The 16,784-nt window shown below is 69.0% G+C and carries 16 protein-coding genes and 1 pseudogene; 10 read left to right on the top strand and 7 right to left on the bottom strand.

What is annotated here, in order from left to right; all coding sequences use genetic code 11:
* The 4 genes from ACAM49_RS31895 to ACAM49_RS31880 form a co-directional block, all read right to left on the bottom strand.
* The coding region (locus tag ACAM49_RS31895; protein ID WP_369639268.1) for an NADP-dependent malic enzyme at window positions 1-1,141 on the bottom strand (1,141 nt) is incomplete at its 3' end.
* 440 nt (window positions 1,142-1,581) lie between these two features.
* The gene (locus tag ACAM49_RS31890; protein ID WP_369639267.1) at window positions 1,582-3,138 is read right to left on the bottom strand and encodes an FAD-binding protein; all 1,557 of its coding nucleotides are present in this window, start codon (window positions 3,136-3,138) and stop codon (window positions 1,582-1,584) included.
* Window positions 3,139-3,189: 51 nt separating this feature from the next.
* A complete protein-coding gene (locus ACAM49_RS31885; RefSeq protein ID WP_369639266.1) occupies window positions 3,190-3,456 on the bottom strand; it encodes a hypothetical protein in 267 nt (88 codons plus the stop codon).
* Window positions 3,453-4,307 (bottom strand): PHP domain-containing protein, encoded by an 855-nt coding sequence (locus ACAM49_RS31880; protein ID WP_369639265.1) that lies wholly within the window; start codon window positions 4,305-4,307, stop codon window positions 3,453-3,455. Before ACAM49_RS31880 ends, ACAM49_RS31885 begins: the two co-directional genes overlap by 4 nt.
* 152 nt (window positions 4,308-4,459) lie before the next feature.
* Here ACAM49_RS31880 and corA point away from each other — a divergent pair, with 152 nt between their 5' ends.
* Window positions 4,460-5,446, top strand: coding sequence for a magnesium/cobalt transporter CorA (gene corA / locus ACAM49_RS31875; protein ID WP_369639271.1), 987 nt, complete (start codon window positions 4,460-4,462; stop codon window positions 5,444-5,446).
* Between the two features lie 80 nt (window positions 5,447-5,526).
* Complete coding sequence (locus ACAM49_RS31870) at window positions 5,527-7,179, top strand: alpha/beta fold hydrolase (protein ID WP_369639264.1); 1,653 nt, start codon at window positions 5,527-5,529, stop codon at window positions 7,177-7,179.
* 18 nt (window positions 7,180-7,197) lie between these two features.
* Here the strand turns inward: ACAM49_RS31870 and ACAM49_RS31865 are convergent, their stop codons facing one another.
* The 3 genes from ACAM49_RS31865 to ACAM49_RS31855 are packed head-to-tail and all read right to left on the bottom strand — an operon-like array spanning window position 7,198 to window position 9,237.
* Window positions 7,198-7,773 (bottom strand): suppressor of fused domain protein, encoded by a 576-nt coding sequence (locus tag ACAM49_RS31865; protein ID WP_369639263.1) that lies wholly within the window; start codon window positions 7,771-7,773, stop codon window positions 7,198-7,200.
* A 3-nt stretch (window positions 7,774-7,776) separates the two neighbouring features.
* Window positions 7,777-8,268, bottom strand: a complete 492-nt coding sequence (locus ACAM49_RS31860) for a general stress protein (RefSeq protein WP_369639262.1) — start codon at window positions 8,266-8,268, stop codon at window positions 7,777-7,779.
* Window positions 8,269-8,280: 12 nt separating this feature from the next.
* Window positions 8,281-9,237: a CoA ester lyase gene (locus ACAM49_RS31855; protein WP_369639261.1), complete on the bottom strand. Its 957-nt coding sequence runs from the start codon at window positions 9,235-9,237 to the stop codon at window positions 8,281-8,283.
* Between the two features lie 136 nt (window positions 9,238-9,373).
* Between ACAM49_RS31855 and ACAM49_RS31850 the strand changes: the two genes are divergently transcribed.
* From ACAM49_RS31850 to ACAM49_RS31815, 8 genes and pseudogenes are all read left to right on the top strand, one after another.
* Complete coding sequence (locus tag ACAM49_RS31850; RefSeq protein ID WP_369639260.1) at window positions 9,374-10,699, top strand: CBS domain-containing protein; 1,326 nt, start codon at window positions 9,374-9,376, stop codon at window positions 10,697-10,699.
* 47 nt (window positions 10,700-10,746) lie between these two features.
* Window positions 10,747-11,283 carry a DUF1003 domain-containing protein gene (locus ACAM49_RS31845; protein WP_369639270.1) on the top strand — a complete coding sequence of 179 codons (537 nt, stop codon included), beginning with the start codon at window positions 10,747-10,749 and terminating at the stop codon, window positions 11,281-11,283.
* Window positions 11,284-11,439: 156 nt separating this feature from the next.
* Window positions 11,440-12,867, top strand: coding sequence for a lytic transglycosylase domain-containing protein (locus ACAM49_RS31840; protein ID WP_369639259.1), 1,428 nt, complete (start codon window positions 11,440-11,442; stop codon window positions 12,865-12,867).
* Window positions 12,868-13,025: 158 nt separating this feature from the next.
* The gene (locus ACAM49_RS31835; RefSeq protein ID WP_369639269.1) at window positions 13,026-13,910 is read left to right on the top strand and encodes a lytic transglycosylase domain-containing protein; all 885 of its coding nucleotides are present in this window, start codon (window positions 13,026-13,028) and stop codon (window positions 13,908-13,910) included.
* Window positions 13,911-13,928: 18 nt separating this feature from the next.
* Window positions 13,929-15,065: an Mrp/NBP35 family ATP-binding protein gene (locus ACAM49_RS31830; protein WP_369639258.1), complete on the top strand. Its 1,137-nt coding sequence runs from the start codon at window positions 13,929-13,931 to the stop codon at window positions 15,063-15,065.
* Window positions 15,066-15,212: 147 nt separating this feature from the next.
* Window positions 15,213-15,488: pseudogene (locus ACAM49_RS31825) on the top strand (DivIVA domain-containing protein); the annotation flags it as partial.
* A 242-nt stretch (window positions 15,489-15,730) separates the two neighbouring features.
* Window positions 15,731-16,303 (top strand): DNA-3-methyladenine glycosylase I, encoded by a 573-nt coding sequence (locus ACAM49_RS31820; RefSeq protein ID WP_369639257.1) that lies wholly within the window; start codon window positions 15,731-15,733, stop codon window positions 16,301-16,303.
* Between the two features lie 165 nt (window positions 16,304-16,468).
* Entirely contained in the window at window positions 16,469-16,636 is a 168-nt protein-coding gene (locus ACAM49_RS31815; RefSeq protein ID WP_083913774.1) for a DUF3117 domain-containing protein, read from the top strand.
* The last annotated feature ends 148 nt before the right edge of the window (window positions 16,637-16,784 follow it).

Raw genomic sequence — 16,784 nt, 5'->3', positions numbered from 1 at the left:
CGAGGGGGCTGGGGATGATCTTGTCGGCGGAGAGTTCGCCGGCGACGACGTTGAAGATGGCCTCGGCGGCGGCGACCTTCATGCCCTCGGTGATGCGGCGGGCGCCGGCGTCCAGGGCGCCCTTGAAGACGCCGGGGAAGGCGAGGACGTTGTTGATCTGGTTCGGGAAGTCGCTGCGGCCGGTGGCCACGATGGCGGCGTACTTCTTGGCGACCTCGGGGTGGATCTCCGGGTTCGGGTTCGACATGGCGAACACGAAGGAACCGGGGGCCATGGACGCGATGAGCTCCTCGGCGATGGTGCCCGCCGACAGGCCCAGGAACACGTCGGCGCCCGCGAGCGCCTCGGCCGCGCCGCCGGTCACGCCGCGCGGGTTGGTGCGCTCGGCCAGTGCGGTCTTGTACTCGTTCAGGTCGCCGCGGCCCCGGCTCACGATGCCCTTCGAGTCGAGCACCACGATGTCGGAAACGCCTGCGGCCAGCAGGATGTCGGTGCACGCGACACCGGCGGCGCCGGCACCGGACACCACGACCTTCAGACCGGACATGTCGCGGCCGGTCACCGCGGCCGCGCCCTTGAGGGCGGCCAGCACCACGATGGCGGTGCCGTGCTGATCGTCGTGCATGACCGGGCAGTCCAGCGCCTCGATGACGCGCTTCTCGATCTCGAAGCAGCGCGGCGCGGAGATGTCCTCCAGGTTGACCGCACCGAAGCTCGGGCGCAGGCGGATCAGGGTCTCGACGATCTCGTCGGGATCCTTGGTGTCGAGCACCAGCGGAATCGAATCCAGCCCGGCGAACTTCTTGAACAGTGCCGCCTTGCCCTCCATCACCGGCAGCGAGGCGCGCGGGCCGATATCGCCCAGGCCCAGCACGGCGGTGCCGTCGGAGACGACCACGACCAGGCGCTCGGCCCAGGTGTAGGTCTTGGCGAGCGCCTCGTCCTCGGCGATGCCGAGGCAGACCTTCGCGACGCCGGGGGTGTAGGCGATGGACAGATCGCGCTGGGTCTCCAGCGGAGCGGTGAGTTCGACCGACAGCTTGCCGCCAAGGTGCCCGGCGAAAATTTCTTCGTTGGTGATGTCGGACAGGTTCGCGCCATTGGTGGCGGGGGCCTCGGTGGCATTCACTGCTTCAGTCACGGGTGACACGATTTCACTCCTGATCGGTTCGGACTCAACCGTTTGACGGTTACCGTTCGGTAATAGCTGAATTTATGGTTTCGGTGCTCATATATCTTTTGCCGCAACCGCGTTCAAGCGGAAATGTACGGCGGCAGCACAGATTCGTCGAGCGAGAACCGGAGGGGTGTGTCCGATACAGCGGGGTGATCTCACATGAACCCACGCGTCGGAGTCCGCGATCACCGAGTGTCCCGGGCCGGGCGGTGGCGACGGCCAGGATCGGATCATTCTGCCAGTCCCTGCGACGGCCTGCCAAATCGCCCCCCGGGCCGTCGCGTCGCCTCACCATCGTTGAAGCGTAGGGCAGCCGCGTCACGCCCAGATGAACGGAAACTCGCTGGTGGGAACCTGAACTCGGAGAACTGTCACAACACGGACGCGCGCCGCGCCGTGAGCTGTCAAGCGGGGCGGGCGTGGACGGTGGTGAGGTCGGGCCGGACCCAGACGTTTTCGAGACCCCCCGAGAGCAAACGTACCCGCCAGTCACTTCCCGCGCCCGGATGGTCGGTGCGGCGATGCATGCCGCGGGTCTCGGTGCGGGCCAGCGCCGAGTACTTGGTCCAGCGGGCCACGGCCAGCAGCGCGGCGGCCTGCCGGGCCCGCACCCGGTCGGGTCCCTTTCCGCCGAGCGCCAATTCGACGCCGGGCCACATGCCGTCCAGTTCGGCGATGCTGTCGCGCAAGCTGCCGTCACTGCGCCAATAGCTGCGCCGCAGCGGCAGCGTGTGCTCCTGCACCAGGCCGATCACCGCGCGCGGATCCAGGCGCGCCTTGTCGCCCAGCCCGGCACCGGGCACCGGCCGCGCCTTGCCGACCTTGCGGCGGGCCGCCGCGAATCCGGCCGCGCCCGCCCCCGCCCAGACGCCCGACGAGATGGCCCACGCGCCGTTCTGCCCGCCGAAACCGCTGACCGCGCCGGTCACCGGCTCGCGGGTGGTGACATCGCCCGCGCCGTAGAGGCCGGGAACCGTGGTGGCGCAGTCGAATCCGGCCAGCCGCAGCCCGCCGGTGCCGCGCACCGTGCCCTGCAGCACCGCGCACAGCGGCACCTGCCCCGAGGGGCTGGGCCCGAGCCGCAGCACCTCGGCGCGCACCGCCGCGGGCAGTTCGTCGAGGGCGGCATAGACCCGGCGGCCGTCGGCGATGGCGGCGAAAGCCTGTGCCCGCGAACCGCAGCCCTGCCCCCACAGCACCGCCCGCGATTCGTCGTACAGCGTCGCGAAATGCATGACCTGATCCGAGGCGAACACCGCCGCCACGGGCCGCCCGCCCAGCCGCGGCGAATCGGCCACCGGCGCCAGCGAATACGCGTTGGAGAACTCCATGCCCGACAGCTCGGCCCCGGCCTCCGCGCCCATCAGCAGTCCGTCACCGGTGTCCACATCGGTGCCCGCACCGCCGGAGAGGAAGGCGCAGCCGCCCGTGGCCAGCACCACCGAGCGCGCCCGGACCGTCCAGCGGTGCGGCTCGCCGCGCACGGCGACACCCGACGCGCCGGACACCACGCCATCGCTGTCGGTGATGAGCTGCAGGGCCGGGTGGTAGTCGAGAATCCGCACCCCCGCGACGACCATGCTGCGCCGCAACCGCCCCAGATACTTCGCGCCGTCGAGATAGACCCGCGCCGGGCGCTCGGCGTGTTCCCCGTGGAAGCGGAAGCCGCCCTGGACCAATTGGCCGACGCGCCGGTGGGTCTCGTCCAGCACCCGGTGCATCCACTCCGGATCCCCGAGCCCGCCCCCGTGCGCGAGGGTCTGCTCCACCGCCTGCCCGCGCGCCTCGCCCGCCGGAATGTTCCACAGCGTGACCCCGCCGCGCGCGGTCGGGCCGCTGGTTCCGCACCGGGCCTTGTCGACGACCAACACCCGCGCGCCCGCGGCGGCCGCGGCAAGGGCGGCCCAGGCTCCGGCCGGGCCACCTCCCAGCACCAGCACATCGGCGTCGAATTCGGTCATATCGACAAATGTTCGACCACAGTTCAACGGGTCGCAACCGTTATGCGTATTTCAATTCCACCACTGCGCCCAGAGCAGATATCCGGCTATCCCGAAAACAACCAGCGATCCTAAAAACGCCGTGAAACCCTGACGCCTGTCCGTATATATCTGGGCGGCAACAACCGCCACCGCGGCGGCCACATGCCAGGTCACATCCAGCCATCCGGGGCCCGGAAACCCGCGCCGAACACCGATGATCGCGGTGCCGACGACCGTGGCCGCCAGCACCACGGTGCCCCCCGCGATGATTCCGCTCAGACCCCGGACGATCCTCATACGCTGATCACCGGGACGCCACTGGCTTTGCCCACGATTTCCTCGAATTGCGTTGGGTCGGTGGTGAATTCGCCGAGACGGATGGTCTTGTTGGCACCGTGGTAGTCGGAGGAGCCGGTGGTCAGCAGACCCAGCTCGGCGGCGAGCCGGGCCAGCACCTCGCGATCGGCGGCGCTGTGGTCCGGATGGTCGAGCTCGAGCCCGCCCAACCCGATCTCGGCCAGTTCGCGAATGTGGTCCAGGGCCAGCAGCCGCCCGCGCTTGCGCGCCCGGGCATGCGCCACCACGCTCACCCCGCCCGCCGAGGCGACCATCTCGACGGCCCGCCGCAGCGGCGTGTCGGCCTTCTCGACGTAGTAGCGGCCGTGCGGGGCCAGCAGATCCTGGAAGGCCGCGTCGACCGTCGGAACGACACCGGCCTGGACCAGCGCACGCGCCAGATGCGGGCGGCCCGCCGACGGGCCCACCGAGGCCATCACCGCATCGGGATCGATGGGCAGGCCGTCCGCGGCCATCTGCTCGGCCATGGCCCGCAGCCGCACCACGCGCTCGGCGCGCAGCCGCTCGCGCTCCTGCGCGAAGGATTCGTCATTCGGGTCGAACAGGTAGGCCAGCAGGTGCACCGGCACCGGATACCCGTCCTCCCCCAGCCCCACACACGACATCTCCATGCCGCGCACCAGGGTCAGCCCGGGCGGCAGGGCCTCGACCGCCTCGGCCCAGCCGGAGGTGGTGTCGTGGTCGGTCAGGGCCACCACGTCGAGACCCGCCGCGGCGGCCTTCGCGATCAGTTCGGCCGGGGTGTCCGTGCCGTCGGACGCGGTGGAGTGGGTGTGGAGATCAATGCGCACGCTCCCTATATTGCCTGCGCGGTGGCGGATCACCCGGGCCAGGGACGATTAGCATCCCTGGGGTGTCCTCGAATTCGCCGCTGCCCTCGTTCCACTGGCCCGGGCGCTCCGGCCCCGCGCCGGCGGCGCCCAAGCCCGCGGGGCCGGGGCGGATCGTCGACTGCGCGGTGTACGTCGACGGACGGCGACAATCGGATCAGTGCACCTACAAGGACGCCCTGGCCGAAGTGCGGGAACGCCAGGAGGGCTTCGTCTGGCTCGGACTGCTCGAGCCGGGCGTCGAGCTGATGTCCGATGTGGCGAAAACCTTCGGACTGCACACCCTCGCCGTCGAGGATGCCGTGAAGGCGCACCAGCGCCCCAAACTCGAACGCTACGACGACATCCTGTTCCTGGTGCTGCGCACCGTGCGCTACCACGAGCACGAGCTCAACACCGTCGCCGAGATCGTCGACACCGGCGAGATCATGGTCTTCGCCGGGCCGGACTTCGCGATCACCGTGCGGCACGGCGACCACACCGAATTGGCCGGTGTCCGAAAGGATCTGGAGGCCGACCCGAAGCAGCTGACGCTCGGACCGGGCGCGGTGCTGCACGCGGTCGCCGACCGCGTGGTCGACTCCTACGTGGAGGTCACCGCCGCCATCGAGGAGGATGTGGACGCCATGGAGGAGGCGGTCTTCACGCCGGCCAACAAGATCGAGATCGAAGCCATCTATCAGCTCAAGCGCGAAGTGGTGGAACTGCGCCGCGCCGTCAAACCGCTGCAGCTGCCGCTGCAGGTGCTCACCCACGACACGAGTCTGCCGCTGCCCAAGGAGATCCGGCGTTATCTGCGCGACGTCACCGACCACCACACCGCTGTCACCGAGCAGATCCTCGACTTCAACGAGTCCCTGTCGGCGCTGATCAATGCCGCGCTGGCGAAGGTGAGCGTGCAGCAGAACACCGATATGCGCAAGATCTCCGCGTACGCCGCCATGGCCGCGGTGCCGACCATGGTCGCGGGCGTCTACGGCATGAATTTCGAACACATGCCGGAACTTTCGTGGACCTTCGGCTATCCGGCCGTGATCGCCCTCATGGTGGCGCTGTGCGCCGGGCTGTACGCGAACTTCCATCGCAACAAGTGGTTGTGAGCACCCCGCCCCACCAGGGGCGTTGCTGAGCGTCTCGACTCGCGGGCCGTCCGATTGCTATGAATGCGGGCGTGCTCTCGATGAGGAACCCGGCGCCGCGCCGCCGGATGGGTTGGTGGACAGCAATATTCGGGCTGCTGCTAGCCGTGCCGGTGCCCGCCTCGGCCGAACCGCCCGACACCTACGTCGACGCCCTGGCCGACGCCGCACCGGCTCCCGACCTGCACTGGACCGACTGCGATTCCGGATTCTCCTGCGCCACAGCGCGAGTGCCCCTGGACTACGCGCACCCCGACGCCCGCTCGATCGAGCTGTCGGTGATCAAACTCCCCGCCTCCGATCCGGCCCACAAGATCGGCACCCTCTTCGTCAACTTCGGCGGCCCCGGCCGCTCCGGCGTGGCGCGCCTGCGGCAGCGGGCGCAGTGGCCGTGGCTGTTCTCCGACGCCCTGCGCGCCCGCTTCGACCTGGTGTCGTGGGATACCCGCGGTGTCGCGAACAGCGCACCGGTGCACTGCTTTCCGGACGCGACCGCGCAGCAGCTGTTCTTCGCCACCTATCCCCCGATGCCCGGCACGCCCGGCGGTGAGCCCGCGTTCTTCGCCGCCGCCAAGACCTTGGCCGACGCCTGCGGGCAGCGGGCCGCCGACCTGCTGCCGCATATGTCGACCGAGAACACCGTCCGGGACCTGGAGCTGCTGCGCCGCGCCGTCGGCGACGACAAGCTGACCTACCACGGGATTTCGTACGGCACCTACGTGGGTGCGTTGTACGCCAATATGTTTCCCGGCCGCGTGCGCGGTCTGGTGCTCGACGGCTCGATGGACTTCCGCGGCAATGCCCTCGGGGCCGATGACGCCGATGCCGACCGGCCCGTCGACACCCGGCAGGATGTCGCGACCAGTCTCGCGAGCACCTTCGACGCCATGCTCGAGGCCTGCGTGGCGGCCGGACCCGAATGTGCCTTCTCCGAAGGGGATCCGCGTGAGAAGTGGCAGCGGATCCTCGAACGCGTACGGCGCGAACCCATCTCGTGGGACGGCAAGCGCTACGATTACGGGACCGTGGTCGCCACCGCGGGCGAGCTGTCCAACCCGGCGGGCTGGCCCACCGTCGCCGCCACCCTGCAACAGCTCTACGACCTGCGCGAAACCCCTTATCTGCCAACCGATGTGCTGGCCGAGACCGCGGCGCTGGTGCGGCAGGTGGCCGATATCGGCACCGGCAGCGCCGCCATTCCCGGGCTTCCGGCGGGACTGGGCGGCACCGGCGCGAACACCTACGACGACAACTACACCGAGGCCTTCCACGCCGTCCAGTGCGCCGACAGCCGGGTGCCGCGCGACGAACGCCGCTACAGCGCGCTCGCGGTCAGCGAGGACCAACGGGTGCCGGTCTTCGGCCGCCTCGGTGTTCTGACCGCCATGACCTGCGCCTACTGGCCGCAGACGGCGGTGCGGCCCTACAGCGGGCCATGGAATCGCAAGACCGCCCCGATCCTGATCATCAACAGCCGCAACGACCCCGCCACCCCGCTGGCCGGAGCCGCCGCGGGCGCGGCCGAACTGGCTGACGCCCACCTGCTCGTGGTCGAGGGCGCCGGGCACAGCAGCATGTACGTGCACAGCACCTGCTCGGAGGCCGCAAAGCGCGAATACCTCACCGCAGGAACGCTTCCGGCGAACGGGGCAACCTGCCCGGTGGACGGCAACCCGTTCGTTCGAACGAATTGACGGAGGTCCCGGGGCGGCCTAGAGCGAAGCCGCCGACCGCCCCGGGTCGCGCACGTCGATTCCGGCCTCGGCCCACGCGTCGCGCAGCGCGGCCGCGCCGCGAATGCGCACCCACGCCGCCTCGGTCGCGGTGATCGGCACCACCGTCAGGAATCGCACGGGCTCGGCGGGTTCCGGCAGCACGACCTCCGGAATCTCGCTCTCGCCCAGCAGCACCGCGGTGAACGGCGAGTTGACCCACAGCGGTTCGCCCAGATCCAGCAGCGCATCCGCCTGCAGCACAACGCCTTCCACCGACGGCGCCGCCGTCAGCACGCCCAGCGTGCGGGTCAGCCCCGAGCCCGCGCCCGCACCGCCGCGCAGCGTGAGCACCAGCTCGGCGCGCGGCCCGCGCACCGGATCGGCCAGCGCCGCCGCCGGATCGGTCATCGGATGCCGCGAGCCGCCCAGCGTCGCGTAGTGCACGAACTCGCCGTCCGGCACGCGCAGGATGTCGATGGGCTCCAGACCCAGAAACGTCACCGAAGCCGAATCGGCGGATTCCACCCCGAAATGTCCGAGCACCCCGGCTCGGACTTTGTCCAGCACATCCATGAACTAGATCGCCAGCCTGGCGAGCATGTCGCGCGCCTGCTCGGCGGTCTTCGGATCGCACAGCACGTCGTAGCGCCCGGCCACCAGCTGCATGGTGGAGGCGAAGTCGCGCTGGCCCCGGGTGGCCGCGTACGGGATGGACGCGGAGATGAGACCGAAGATGATGCCGCCGATCAGACCCACCGCCAGCGGGCCGATGGCCCCGCCGGAGGTGAACATGCTCAGCAGCAGACCCAGGAACAGGCCCAGCCAGGCGCCCGAAACCATGCCGCCGCCAATGACTTTGCCCCAGGTCAGCCGGTAGAGCACGCGCTCGACCTGCATGAGGTCGACGCCGACGATGGTCACGCCCTCGACCGGGAACTGATTGTCGGCCAGGTAGTCGACCGCGCGCTGCGCCTCCGCATAGGTCGGGTAGGAGCCGATCGGCCAGCCCGACGGAGGCGTCGGGAGGCCCGGGCGGCCCCGGTTCGCATTCCCCATGGGATTTGTCATGACTCCATCATGCTATTTCGCGTCGACAGTCGGGGGGATGAAACGCGTGGTTCGCGCCATTCCGGCCGCCCGACCCTTATCGGCTATGACCTGCGCCATTTTCGCGCTGGCCTCATCGATCATCTCGTCGCCGAGCATGACAGCCCCACGCGTGCCGCCGTCCACCGAGGTGTGGAAGGCGTACGCGTCCAGAATCTCCTCGGCCCGGTCGTAATCGCTCTGACGTGGGCTGAAGATCTCGTTGCAGGCGGTGATCTGATCCGGATGCAGCACCCACTTGCCATCGAAACCCAGTGCGGCGGTACGGGATGCGTTGCGGCGGAAACCGTCGATATCGCGCACCGCGAGATACGGCCCGTCGATGGCCTGCAGCCCGTGCGCCCGGGCCGCGAGCAAGATCGTCATATAGATGTGGTGATACGCGTCACCGGGCTCGTACCCCTCGGGCTGCTCCCCCACCACCAGCGTGCGCATATTGATCGACGCCATGAAATCGGCGGGCCCGAACACCAGCGTCTGCACCCGCGGGCTCGCGGTGGCGATGGCGTCGATATTGCGCAGCCCGAGCGCGTTCTCGATCTGCGGCTCGATCCCGATCCGGCCGACCGGCAGCCCGTTGGCCCTCTCCAGCTGGGTCAGCAGCAGGTCGAGGGCCTGCACCTGGCCCGCGTCGATCACCTTGGGCAGCAGGATGGCGTCGAGCTCGGAGCCCGCGCCCTCCACCACCGTGATGACATCGGCGTAGGTGTACTCGGTGCTCCAATCATTGACCCGCACAACGCGAATCTGATCGCCCCAGCCGCCGGAGTTCAGCGCCGCCACGATATTGGCCCGCGCCGCCGCCTTGGCCGCCGGCGCGACCGCGTCCTCGAGATCCAGGAACACCTCGTCGGCCGCCAGCCCCTTGGCCTTCTCGATCATGCGCGGATTGCTGCCGGGCACGGCGAGCACCGATCGACGTGATGTCATCCCTCACTCCTTGTCCATTTCGGCGTGCTCGGAGCCCCTGCGTGGTTACGCAAGCTGCCTCCTCCGGGGCTTGACCGAGCCCGCCAGCACGTGGCGCGACATTTCGGACGCGTTCGACCCACTAGCCTTATCAAACATGGCAGCGACGAAGGTTTTCGCCGCCCGGTTGGCGGGCTTGGTGGTACTGGGACCGGACGGCGAGTCTATCGGCCGCCTCCGCGACATCGTGATCTCGATACGGTACGACCGCCAGCAGCCCCGGGTCCTCGGCATCCTGGTCGAACTGCCCACCCGCAAGCGGATTTTCGTGCCCATGCTGCGGGTCCAGGCCGTCGATCCGGGCGCGGTCACGCTCACCACCGGGACCATCAGTGTCCGCCGCTTCGAGCAGCGACCGGGCGAGTTGCTGGCCGTCGCGCAGATTCTCGACTCCACGGTCCGGGTCAACGATCCCGAACTCCCGCAACTCGCCGGCGCCGATGTGGTCGTGGTCGATCTGGGCGTCGAACAGGGCCGCACCCGCGACTGGGTGGTCTCCCGGGTCGCCGTGCGCGAACGCCGCCGCCTGGGCGTCGGCTTCGGGCGGCGCGGCGCGGTGCACGTGGTCGACTGGGCGATGGTGCGCGGCCTCACCCAGACCGAACTCAACCTCCCCGGCCAGGACGTCACCCAGCTGCTCGGCCAGTTCGAGGGCATGCGACCCGCCGACGTCGCGCACATGCTGCGCGAACTGCCGCACAAGCGCCGCATCGAGGTGGCCTCCGCCTTCGACGACGAGCGACTCGCCGACGTGGTCCAGGAACTTCCCGAGAACGATCAGGTCGAACTGCTCGAGCAGCTCGGCGTGGAACGCGCCGCCGACCTGCTCGAGGCCATGGACCCCGACGACGCCGCCGACCTGCTGGGCGAGCTGCCCGCCGGCGAGGCGGAATCACTGCTGGCGCTGATGGATCCGGAGGACTCCGAACCGGTGCGCCGCCTGCTCGAGCACGCGCCCTACACCGCCGGCGGTCTGATGACCCCGGACGCGGTGGTGCTGACCGCGTCCACCACGGTCGCCGAGGCGCTCGCGCGCATCCGCGACCCGGAGCTGACCCCGGCCCTGGCGTCCATGGCGTTCGTGGTCCGCCCGCCCACCGCCACGCCGACCGGCCGCTACCTGGGTTGCGTGCATTTCCAGCAGCTGCTGCGGGAACCGCCCGCGAACCTGGTCGGCGGCATTGTCGACACCGATCTGGTGCAATTGCGGCCCGAGGCCCCGCTGACCGCGGTGACCCGCTATTTCGCCACCTACAACCTGGTGTGCGGACCCGTGGTGGACGCGGAGAATCATCTACTGGGCGCCGTCACCGTCGACGACGTGCTCGACCACCTGCTGCCCGAGGACTGGCGTGAGCAGGACGAAGACCATCACGACGTGCACGGTGTGCCCGTGATCGAGGGGACGGGAGGCCGCGCGTGAGTGATCGGCTGGAGAAACTCAGCGCCCGCCAGCGTCTCGAAACGCCCATGGAGAACCGCTTTCGCGGTTTGGATTGGGATGCCGAGGCGCTCGCGCGCACCAGCGAGCAGGTCGCGCGATTCCTGGGCACCGGCCGCTATCTGGTGATCCAGACCGTGGTCGTGGTGGTGTGGATCCTGCTCAACGTCTTCGCCGTCAGCCTGCGCTGGGACCCGTATCCGTTCATCCTGCTGAACCTCGCGTTCTCCACCCAGGCCGCCTACGCAGCGCCGCTGATCCTTTTGGCGCAGAACCGTCAGGACAATCGCGACCGGGTGTCGTTGGAGGAGGACCGGTCCCGAGCGGCCCAGACGAAGGCCGACACCGAATTCCTGGCGCGCGAGCTGGCGGCGCTGCGCCTGGCCGTCGGCGAGGTCGCCACGCGCGACTACGTGCGCAGGGAACTGGACGACATCAAGGAGACCCTGGTCAGATTGGAGAAACTGGCTGTCGGCGGCGAGGTCGTCGGGGCCAGGAAAGCAAAGAAGAGTACCGAGCGGAAGACGGACGAGGTCGCAATTTCGGCACAAAAAGATGGCGACTGACCACAGAAGTTGTTCCGAACGAGCTGACTCATGGGTAACCTGGATCACGTTGTTCCGAGCGACCGACCCAGACACTGCCGCAGTATGAGTGTCATCCCCGGGAACCGGCCGCACGACTGAGGGGATTGTGTGGTGGCGAAGAGAATATCTGCTCCGGTGACAGCGTCGGCGCTGTTGATAGCGGGCCTGGTCACCGCCGGTTCGACCACCAATACCACGGTTCACACCGCCGCCCCGCAGGCCGCCCCGGACGCCTTGCTGGCGGCCGCGTCCGCGCACAACGCGAGCGTGAACAGTCCCGTCGAAACGCCCTCGGATCAAACCGTAGGGCTGGTTCCGGCGGCTCCGGAGGCGCCCCGCAAACTCAGCGCAATGACACCGCCCGCGGACGGTGTCCCGCTCTTCGGCGGCACCGTTCCGCTGCACGACATCGCCTTGCCCGGCGGCAGCGGCGTGCTCGGGATTCCCGAGATCGTGCTGGCCGCCTACCGCAATGCCGAACTGGCGCTCCAGTCCTCGGACCCGAACTGCCACCTGCCGTGGTACCTGCTGGCCGGCATCGGCCGCATCGAGTCCAATCACGCCGACAACGGCCGCACCGACGCCGCGGGCACCACGGTCACCCCGATCTACGGCCCGGCGCTGGACGGCACGCTGCCCGGCAACGAGATCATCAAGGCCGCCGACGGCAACTACGTGCGCGCCATCGGGCCCATGCAGTTCCTGCCCAGCACCTGGTCGGTGTACGCCGCCAATGGAAAGGGCAGCGGCACACCGGATCCCAACAACGTCTTCGACGCCGCGCTGGCCGCGGGCAAGTACCTGTGCTCGGGCGGGCTGGATCTGGCCGATTCGCAGCAGCAGCTGCGGGCCGTGCTGCGCTACAACAATTCGGTCGCCTACGCGGCCAATGTGCTCAGCTGGGCCAACGCCTACAAGACCGGCGGCGCTCCGCAGCAGGTCACCATCTCCCCGGATCTGGTGCCCAACAACTACGTTCCGGTCAGCGGTCCCGATATCACGGTGGCCTCCACTACGATTCCGGCCACCACCGAGGCCGAGACCACGCAGCCGACCACCACGGTCCAGACGCCGACCCAGGTGATGATCACCATCCCGGGTCTGCCGCCCATCCCCTGCGGCATCTTCTGCCCGGCTCCGGCCCAGCCCGCGAATCCCTGTGAGCAGGCGGCGGTTCCGGCGAATCCGGATCAGAAGCTGCCCGAGAGCGGTACGCCCGGCGAGCAGGTGATCGGGTCCGACGGGCAGCCGATCACGACCGCCGAGGGCAAGCCGATCGTGTTCGGCCCCGACGGCAAGCCGGTGGTCAAGGATCAGGCGCTCACCAGTTGCAATGTCCAGGCGGGACAGCAGGATCCGAAGCAGGACCAGCCGCAGCAGGCAGTCCAGCAACCGCAGGACCAGCAAACTGTTCAGCCGGCCAAGACGCCCGAGGCCGAGCCCATGGCTCCCGCGGATTCCGCCCCGGACACCGTCGAGACCACCACTCCCGCGCCGGGCATCACGCTGCCGTTCGGCATCACGATCCCGCTGCCGGTTCCGGCGCCCGCGCCCGCCCCGTAACGATTGTGTGATTCGCGAGTTTCGGAGCGTCGCTCCGGAACTCGCGTTTGACTTGGGAATACTTCGAAACCTGAGAATTGGTCACGAAGTAGTAACGGGAAGGTCTCAGATAAGGTAACGTGGCCTCCACTGCATCACCCCGGTATCAACCGATGGCAATGGAGGGTCACCACACAGTGGGTCGTCACCGCAAACCCCCGGTCCCGAAGGTTCGCCGTGGATCGGTCATCGCATTAACCGGGCTGGTGCCCGCCGGACTCGCCACAGTTACCGGAGCCGGCGACGGGCACCTCACCGACAAGCTCACGGCCACCGTCCAGCAACAACTGTCCAACGACGGCGACGAGCAACTACCCAGACCGGAGGCGGCCGAACCCGCCGCCGCCCCGGAACCGCTGCTCCGCGAGGCCAAACAGGTCGGGCCCGTTGGCCCTCCGCAGGTGAAGACCGTCGCGCAGCCGGACGACCGGATGCCGTCGGCGCGCCCCGCCGGACCGCTCGGCATGCCGGGCGTGGCGTTCGACGCCTACCAGAACGCGGAACACGTTCTGGCCGTGGAGAATCCGACCTGCAATATGCCGTGGAACCTGCTCGCGGGCATCGGCCGCGTGGAATCCACCCACGGCTTCGGCAAGATCGACGACAACGGGTATCCGCTGCAGAACGTCTACGGCCCCGTCCTCGACGGAAGTCTCTACGGCAACAACGTGATCGCGACCGCGGAGGGCGGCGACCTGGACGGACTGTCGGGCAGCTACCGGCGCGCGGTGGGCCCCATGCAGTTCCTGCCCGAGACCTGGCGCAAGTACGCGGCCGACGGCAATGGCGACGGCATCGCCGATCCGCAGAACATGTACGACGCCACGCTGACCGCGGGCAAGTACCTCTGCCAGGGCGGCCTGGACATGCGCGATCCGGGCCAGCAGACCCGGGCCATCCTCCGCTACAACAACTCCATGGCCTACGTCGCGAATGTGATGGCCTGGGAGACCGCGTACGGCTCCGGCGTCTCGCCCTCACCCGCCGCCCTGCCACGGATCTAGCGTCCCTAGACTGGCGGCATGCCAGTGGTAACGGAATCGGATGTGCGGGGCGCGCTCGCGAAGGTGAACGACCCGGAGATCCGGAAGCCGATCACCGAGCTGGGCATGGTGAAGAGCGTCGAGGTCGGCGCGGATAGCAGTGTCCACGTTGTGATCTACCTGACGACATCGGCGTGCCCGATGAAAACCGCCATCCAGGAACGGGTCACGAAGGCCGTGGCCGACGTGGCCGGGGTCGGCGCGATCACCGTCGAGCTCGACGTCATGAACGACGAGCAGCGCACCGAGCTGCGCCGCAAGCTGCGCGGCGATGCCGCCGAACCGGTCATCCCGTTCGCCCAGCCGGGCTCGCTGACCCGCGTGTACGCGGTCGCGTCCGGCAAGGGCGGCGTCGGAAAGTCTTCCGTCACCGTGAATCTCGCGGCCGCCATGGCCGCCAAGGGCCTGTCGGTGGGCGTTCTCGACGCCGACATCTACGGCCACTCCGTGCCGCGCATGCTGGGCACCGAGCAGCGGCCGACCCAGGTCGAGCGGATGATCATGCCGCCCATCGCGCACGACGTGAAGGTCATCTCGATCTCCATGTTCACCCAGGGCAACACGCCGGTGGTGTGGCGCGGCCCGATGCTGCACCGCGCGCTGCAGCAGTTCCTGGCCGACGTGTTCTGGGGCGATCTCGACATCCTGCTGCTGGATCTGCCGCCGGGCACCGGCGACGTGGCCATCTCGCTGGCCCAGCTGATCCCCAACGCGGAGATCCTGGTCGTCACCACCCCGCAGCTGGCCGCCGCCGAGGTCGCCGAGCGGGCGGGCTCGATCGCGCTGCAGACGCGGCAGCGCATCGCCGGTGTCATCGAGAACATGTCGTGGCTGGATCTGCCCGACGGGTCCCGGATGGAGCTGTACGGGTCCGGGGGCGGGCAGACCGTGGCGGAGAACCTGACCCGCGCGATCGGCGCGAATGTGCCGCTGCTGGGCCAGATCCCGATCGAGCAGCAGCTGCGCGAGGCGGGCGACGAGGGCACCCCGATCGTGCTGCGCGCCCCGGAGAGCGCGTCCGGCAAGGCGCTGCTGGAGATCGCCGACAAGCTGGCGGTCCGCCGCCGCGGCCTCGCGGGCATGTCGCTGAGCATCGACACCACGCGCCACCTCTAACCCCCACTCGTATCCCTGGTCGTCCCCGGCGTGCATCAGCACGCCGGGGACGACCTTTTTCTCTTTGCGGCAGCGGGGAATTCGAGGGCTGGTTTCCGCCAGGGGCTCGGGCGGACCCGGGGTTGTCCGCCGCCTAAGCTCGGGGACATGCTCACGATGCTGCTGTACGTGCTGATCGTCGGATTGGTCGCCGCGCTGCTGTTCCTGGTGGCGAGTGCGATCTTCGGGCGCTCCGAGGAGCTCGGGCCGCTACCGGAGGGGACGACCGTCACCGTATTGCCCGCGTCGGGGATCAGCGCCTGCGATGTGCGCGCGCTGCGGTTCCAGCAGGTGTTCCGGGGGTACAAGGCGGGTGAGGTGGACTGGGCGCTGACCCGGCTCGCGGCCCGCATCGACGAGTTGGAGGGGCAGCTGGCCCGCGCGACCGCCGGGGCGACGGGGGCGGCGCAATCACAGCCCACGGCCGAACCGTCCCCGAATGGTGGCGCTCCCATTCCACAGGTGCTGCCGGGCGAGTCCGCCCCAGCCGCCCCCATTCCGGCTCCCGCTCCGATTCCGGCTGCCGCTCCGGCTCCTGCCCCAGCACCGGCACCGGCCGAACCCCCGACCGCCACCGCCGAGGTCACCACCACCCCGGTGCAGCGCAGCGAGGAGCCGGGCGCGCGATGACAATGGAATCGAACGGCGACGGCCGGATTCGGTGCGGGTGGTCGGAAGGTAGCCAGCTTTATCGGGATTACCACGATCAGGAGTGGGGACGGCCGCTGCACGGCGATGACGCGCTTTTCGAGCGAATGTGCCTCGAGGCGTTTCAGTCGGGTTTGGCGTGGATCACGATTTTGCGGAAGCGGCCCGCCTTCCGGACGGCATTCGAGGGCTTCGCGATCGAGCGGGTGGCGGAGTTCGGGGACGCCGACGTGGAACGCCTCATGGCGGATCCGGGCATTGTTCGCAATCGAGCCAAAATACTGGCCAGCATCCACAATGCGCGGGTTGCCCGGGATCTCGGGGAGAGCCTGGACACACTGCTCTGGTCCTATGCCCCGGCCCGGCGCGAGCGGCCCCGGAGCACCGCCGATGTGCCCGCTGTCACAGCCGAATCCACCGCTCTCGCAAAAGAACTCAAGCGGCGCGGGTTCAAATTCGTGGGGCCCACGACCGCCTACGCACTCATGCAGGCGACGGGGATGGTAGACGATCACATCACCGATTGCTGGGTGAATGTGAGTACTCGTTGAACGCCACGTCGGTCGGTTTTTGGAACTCAGGTACCCGCCCCGATCCGCGATAGGGAAGAATGGGCTAGGTGCGGCCCGCCACATACCGGCGGGCTGCCTGGTTGGTGACAACTGGAGTTCCATGAAAGTGCGCAGCAGACCGCGCAGATCTGGAGGGAGCAGAGGATGGCGGCCATGAAGCCCCGCACCGGGGACGGTCCCCTCGAGGCAACCAAGGAAGGGCGTGGAATCGTGATGCGGGTTCCACTCGAGGGTGGCGGGCGGCTGGTCGTCGAGCTCACGCCGGATGAAGCCGCAGCGCTGGGTGAAGAACTCACCAAAGTCACCGCCTAGCAGCGACAACCCAACCCACGGGACGTTCGGGGGCCCCGCCCCCGACCCCCTGGGGAACCCCGGGGCCGATGCCCCCTACCTCGGCGCAGCCGAGCCGACCCCCCCGGACCGGCTCATCGCCTGCGCCGATCTTTTGGCCTGCCCACAC

It is taken from the genome of Nocardia sp. JMUB6875, from assembly GCF_041154655.1.
Lineage (GTDB): Bacteria > Actinomycetota > Actinomycetes > Mycobacteriales > Mycobacteriaceae > Nocardia.
This window is presented reverse-complemented; position numbering and strand designations above follow the sequence as displayed.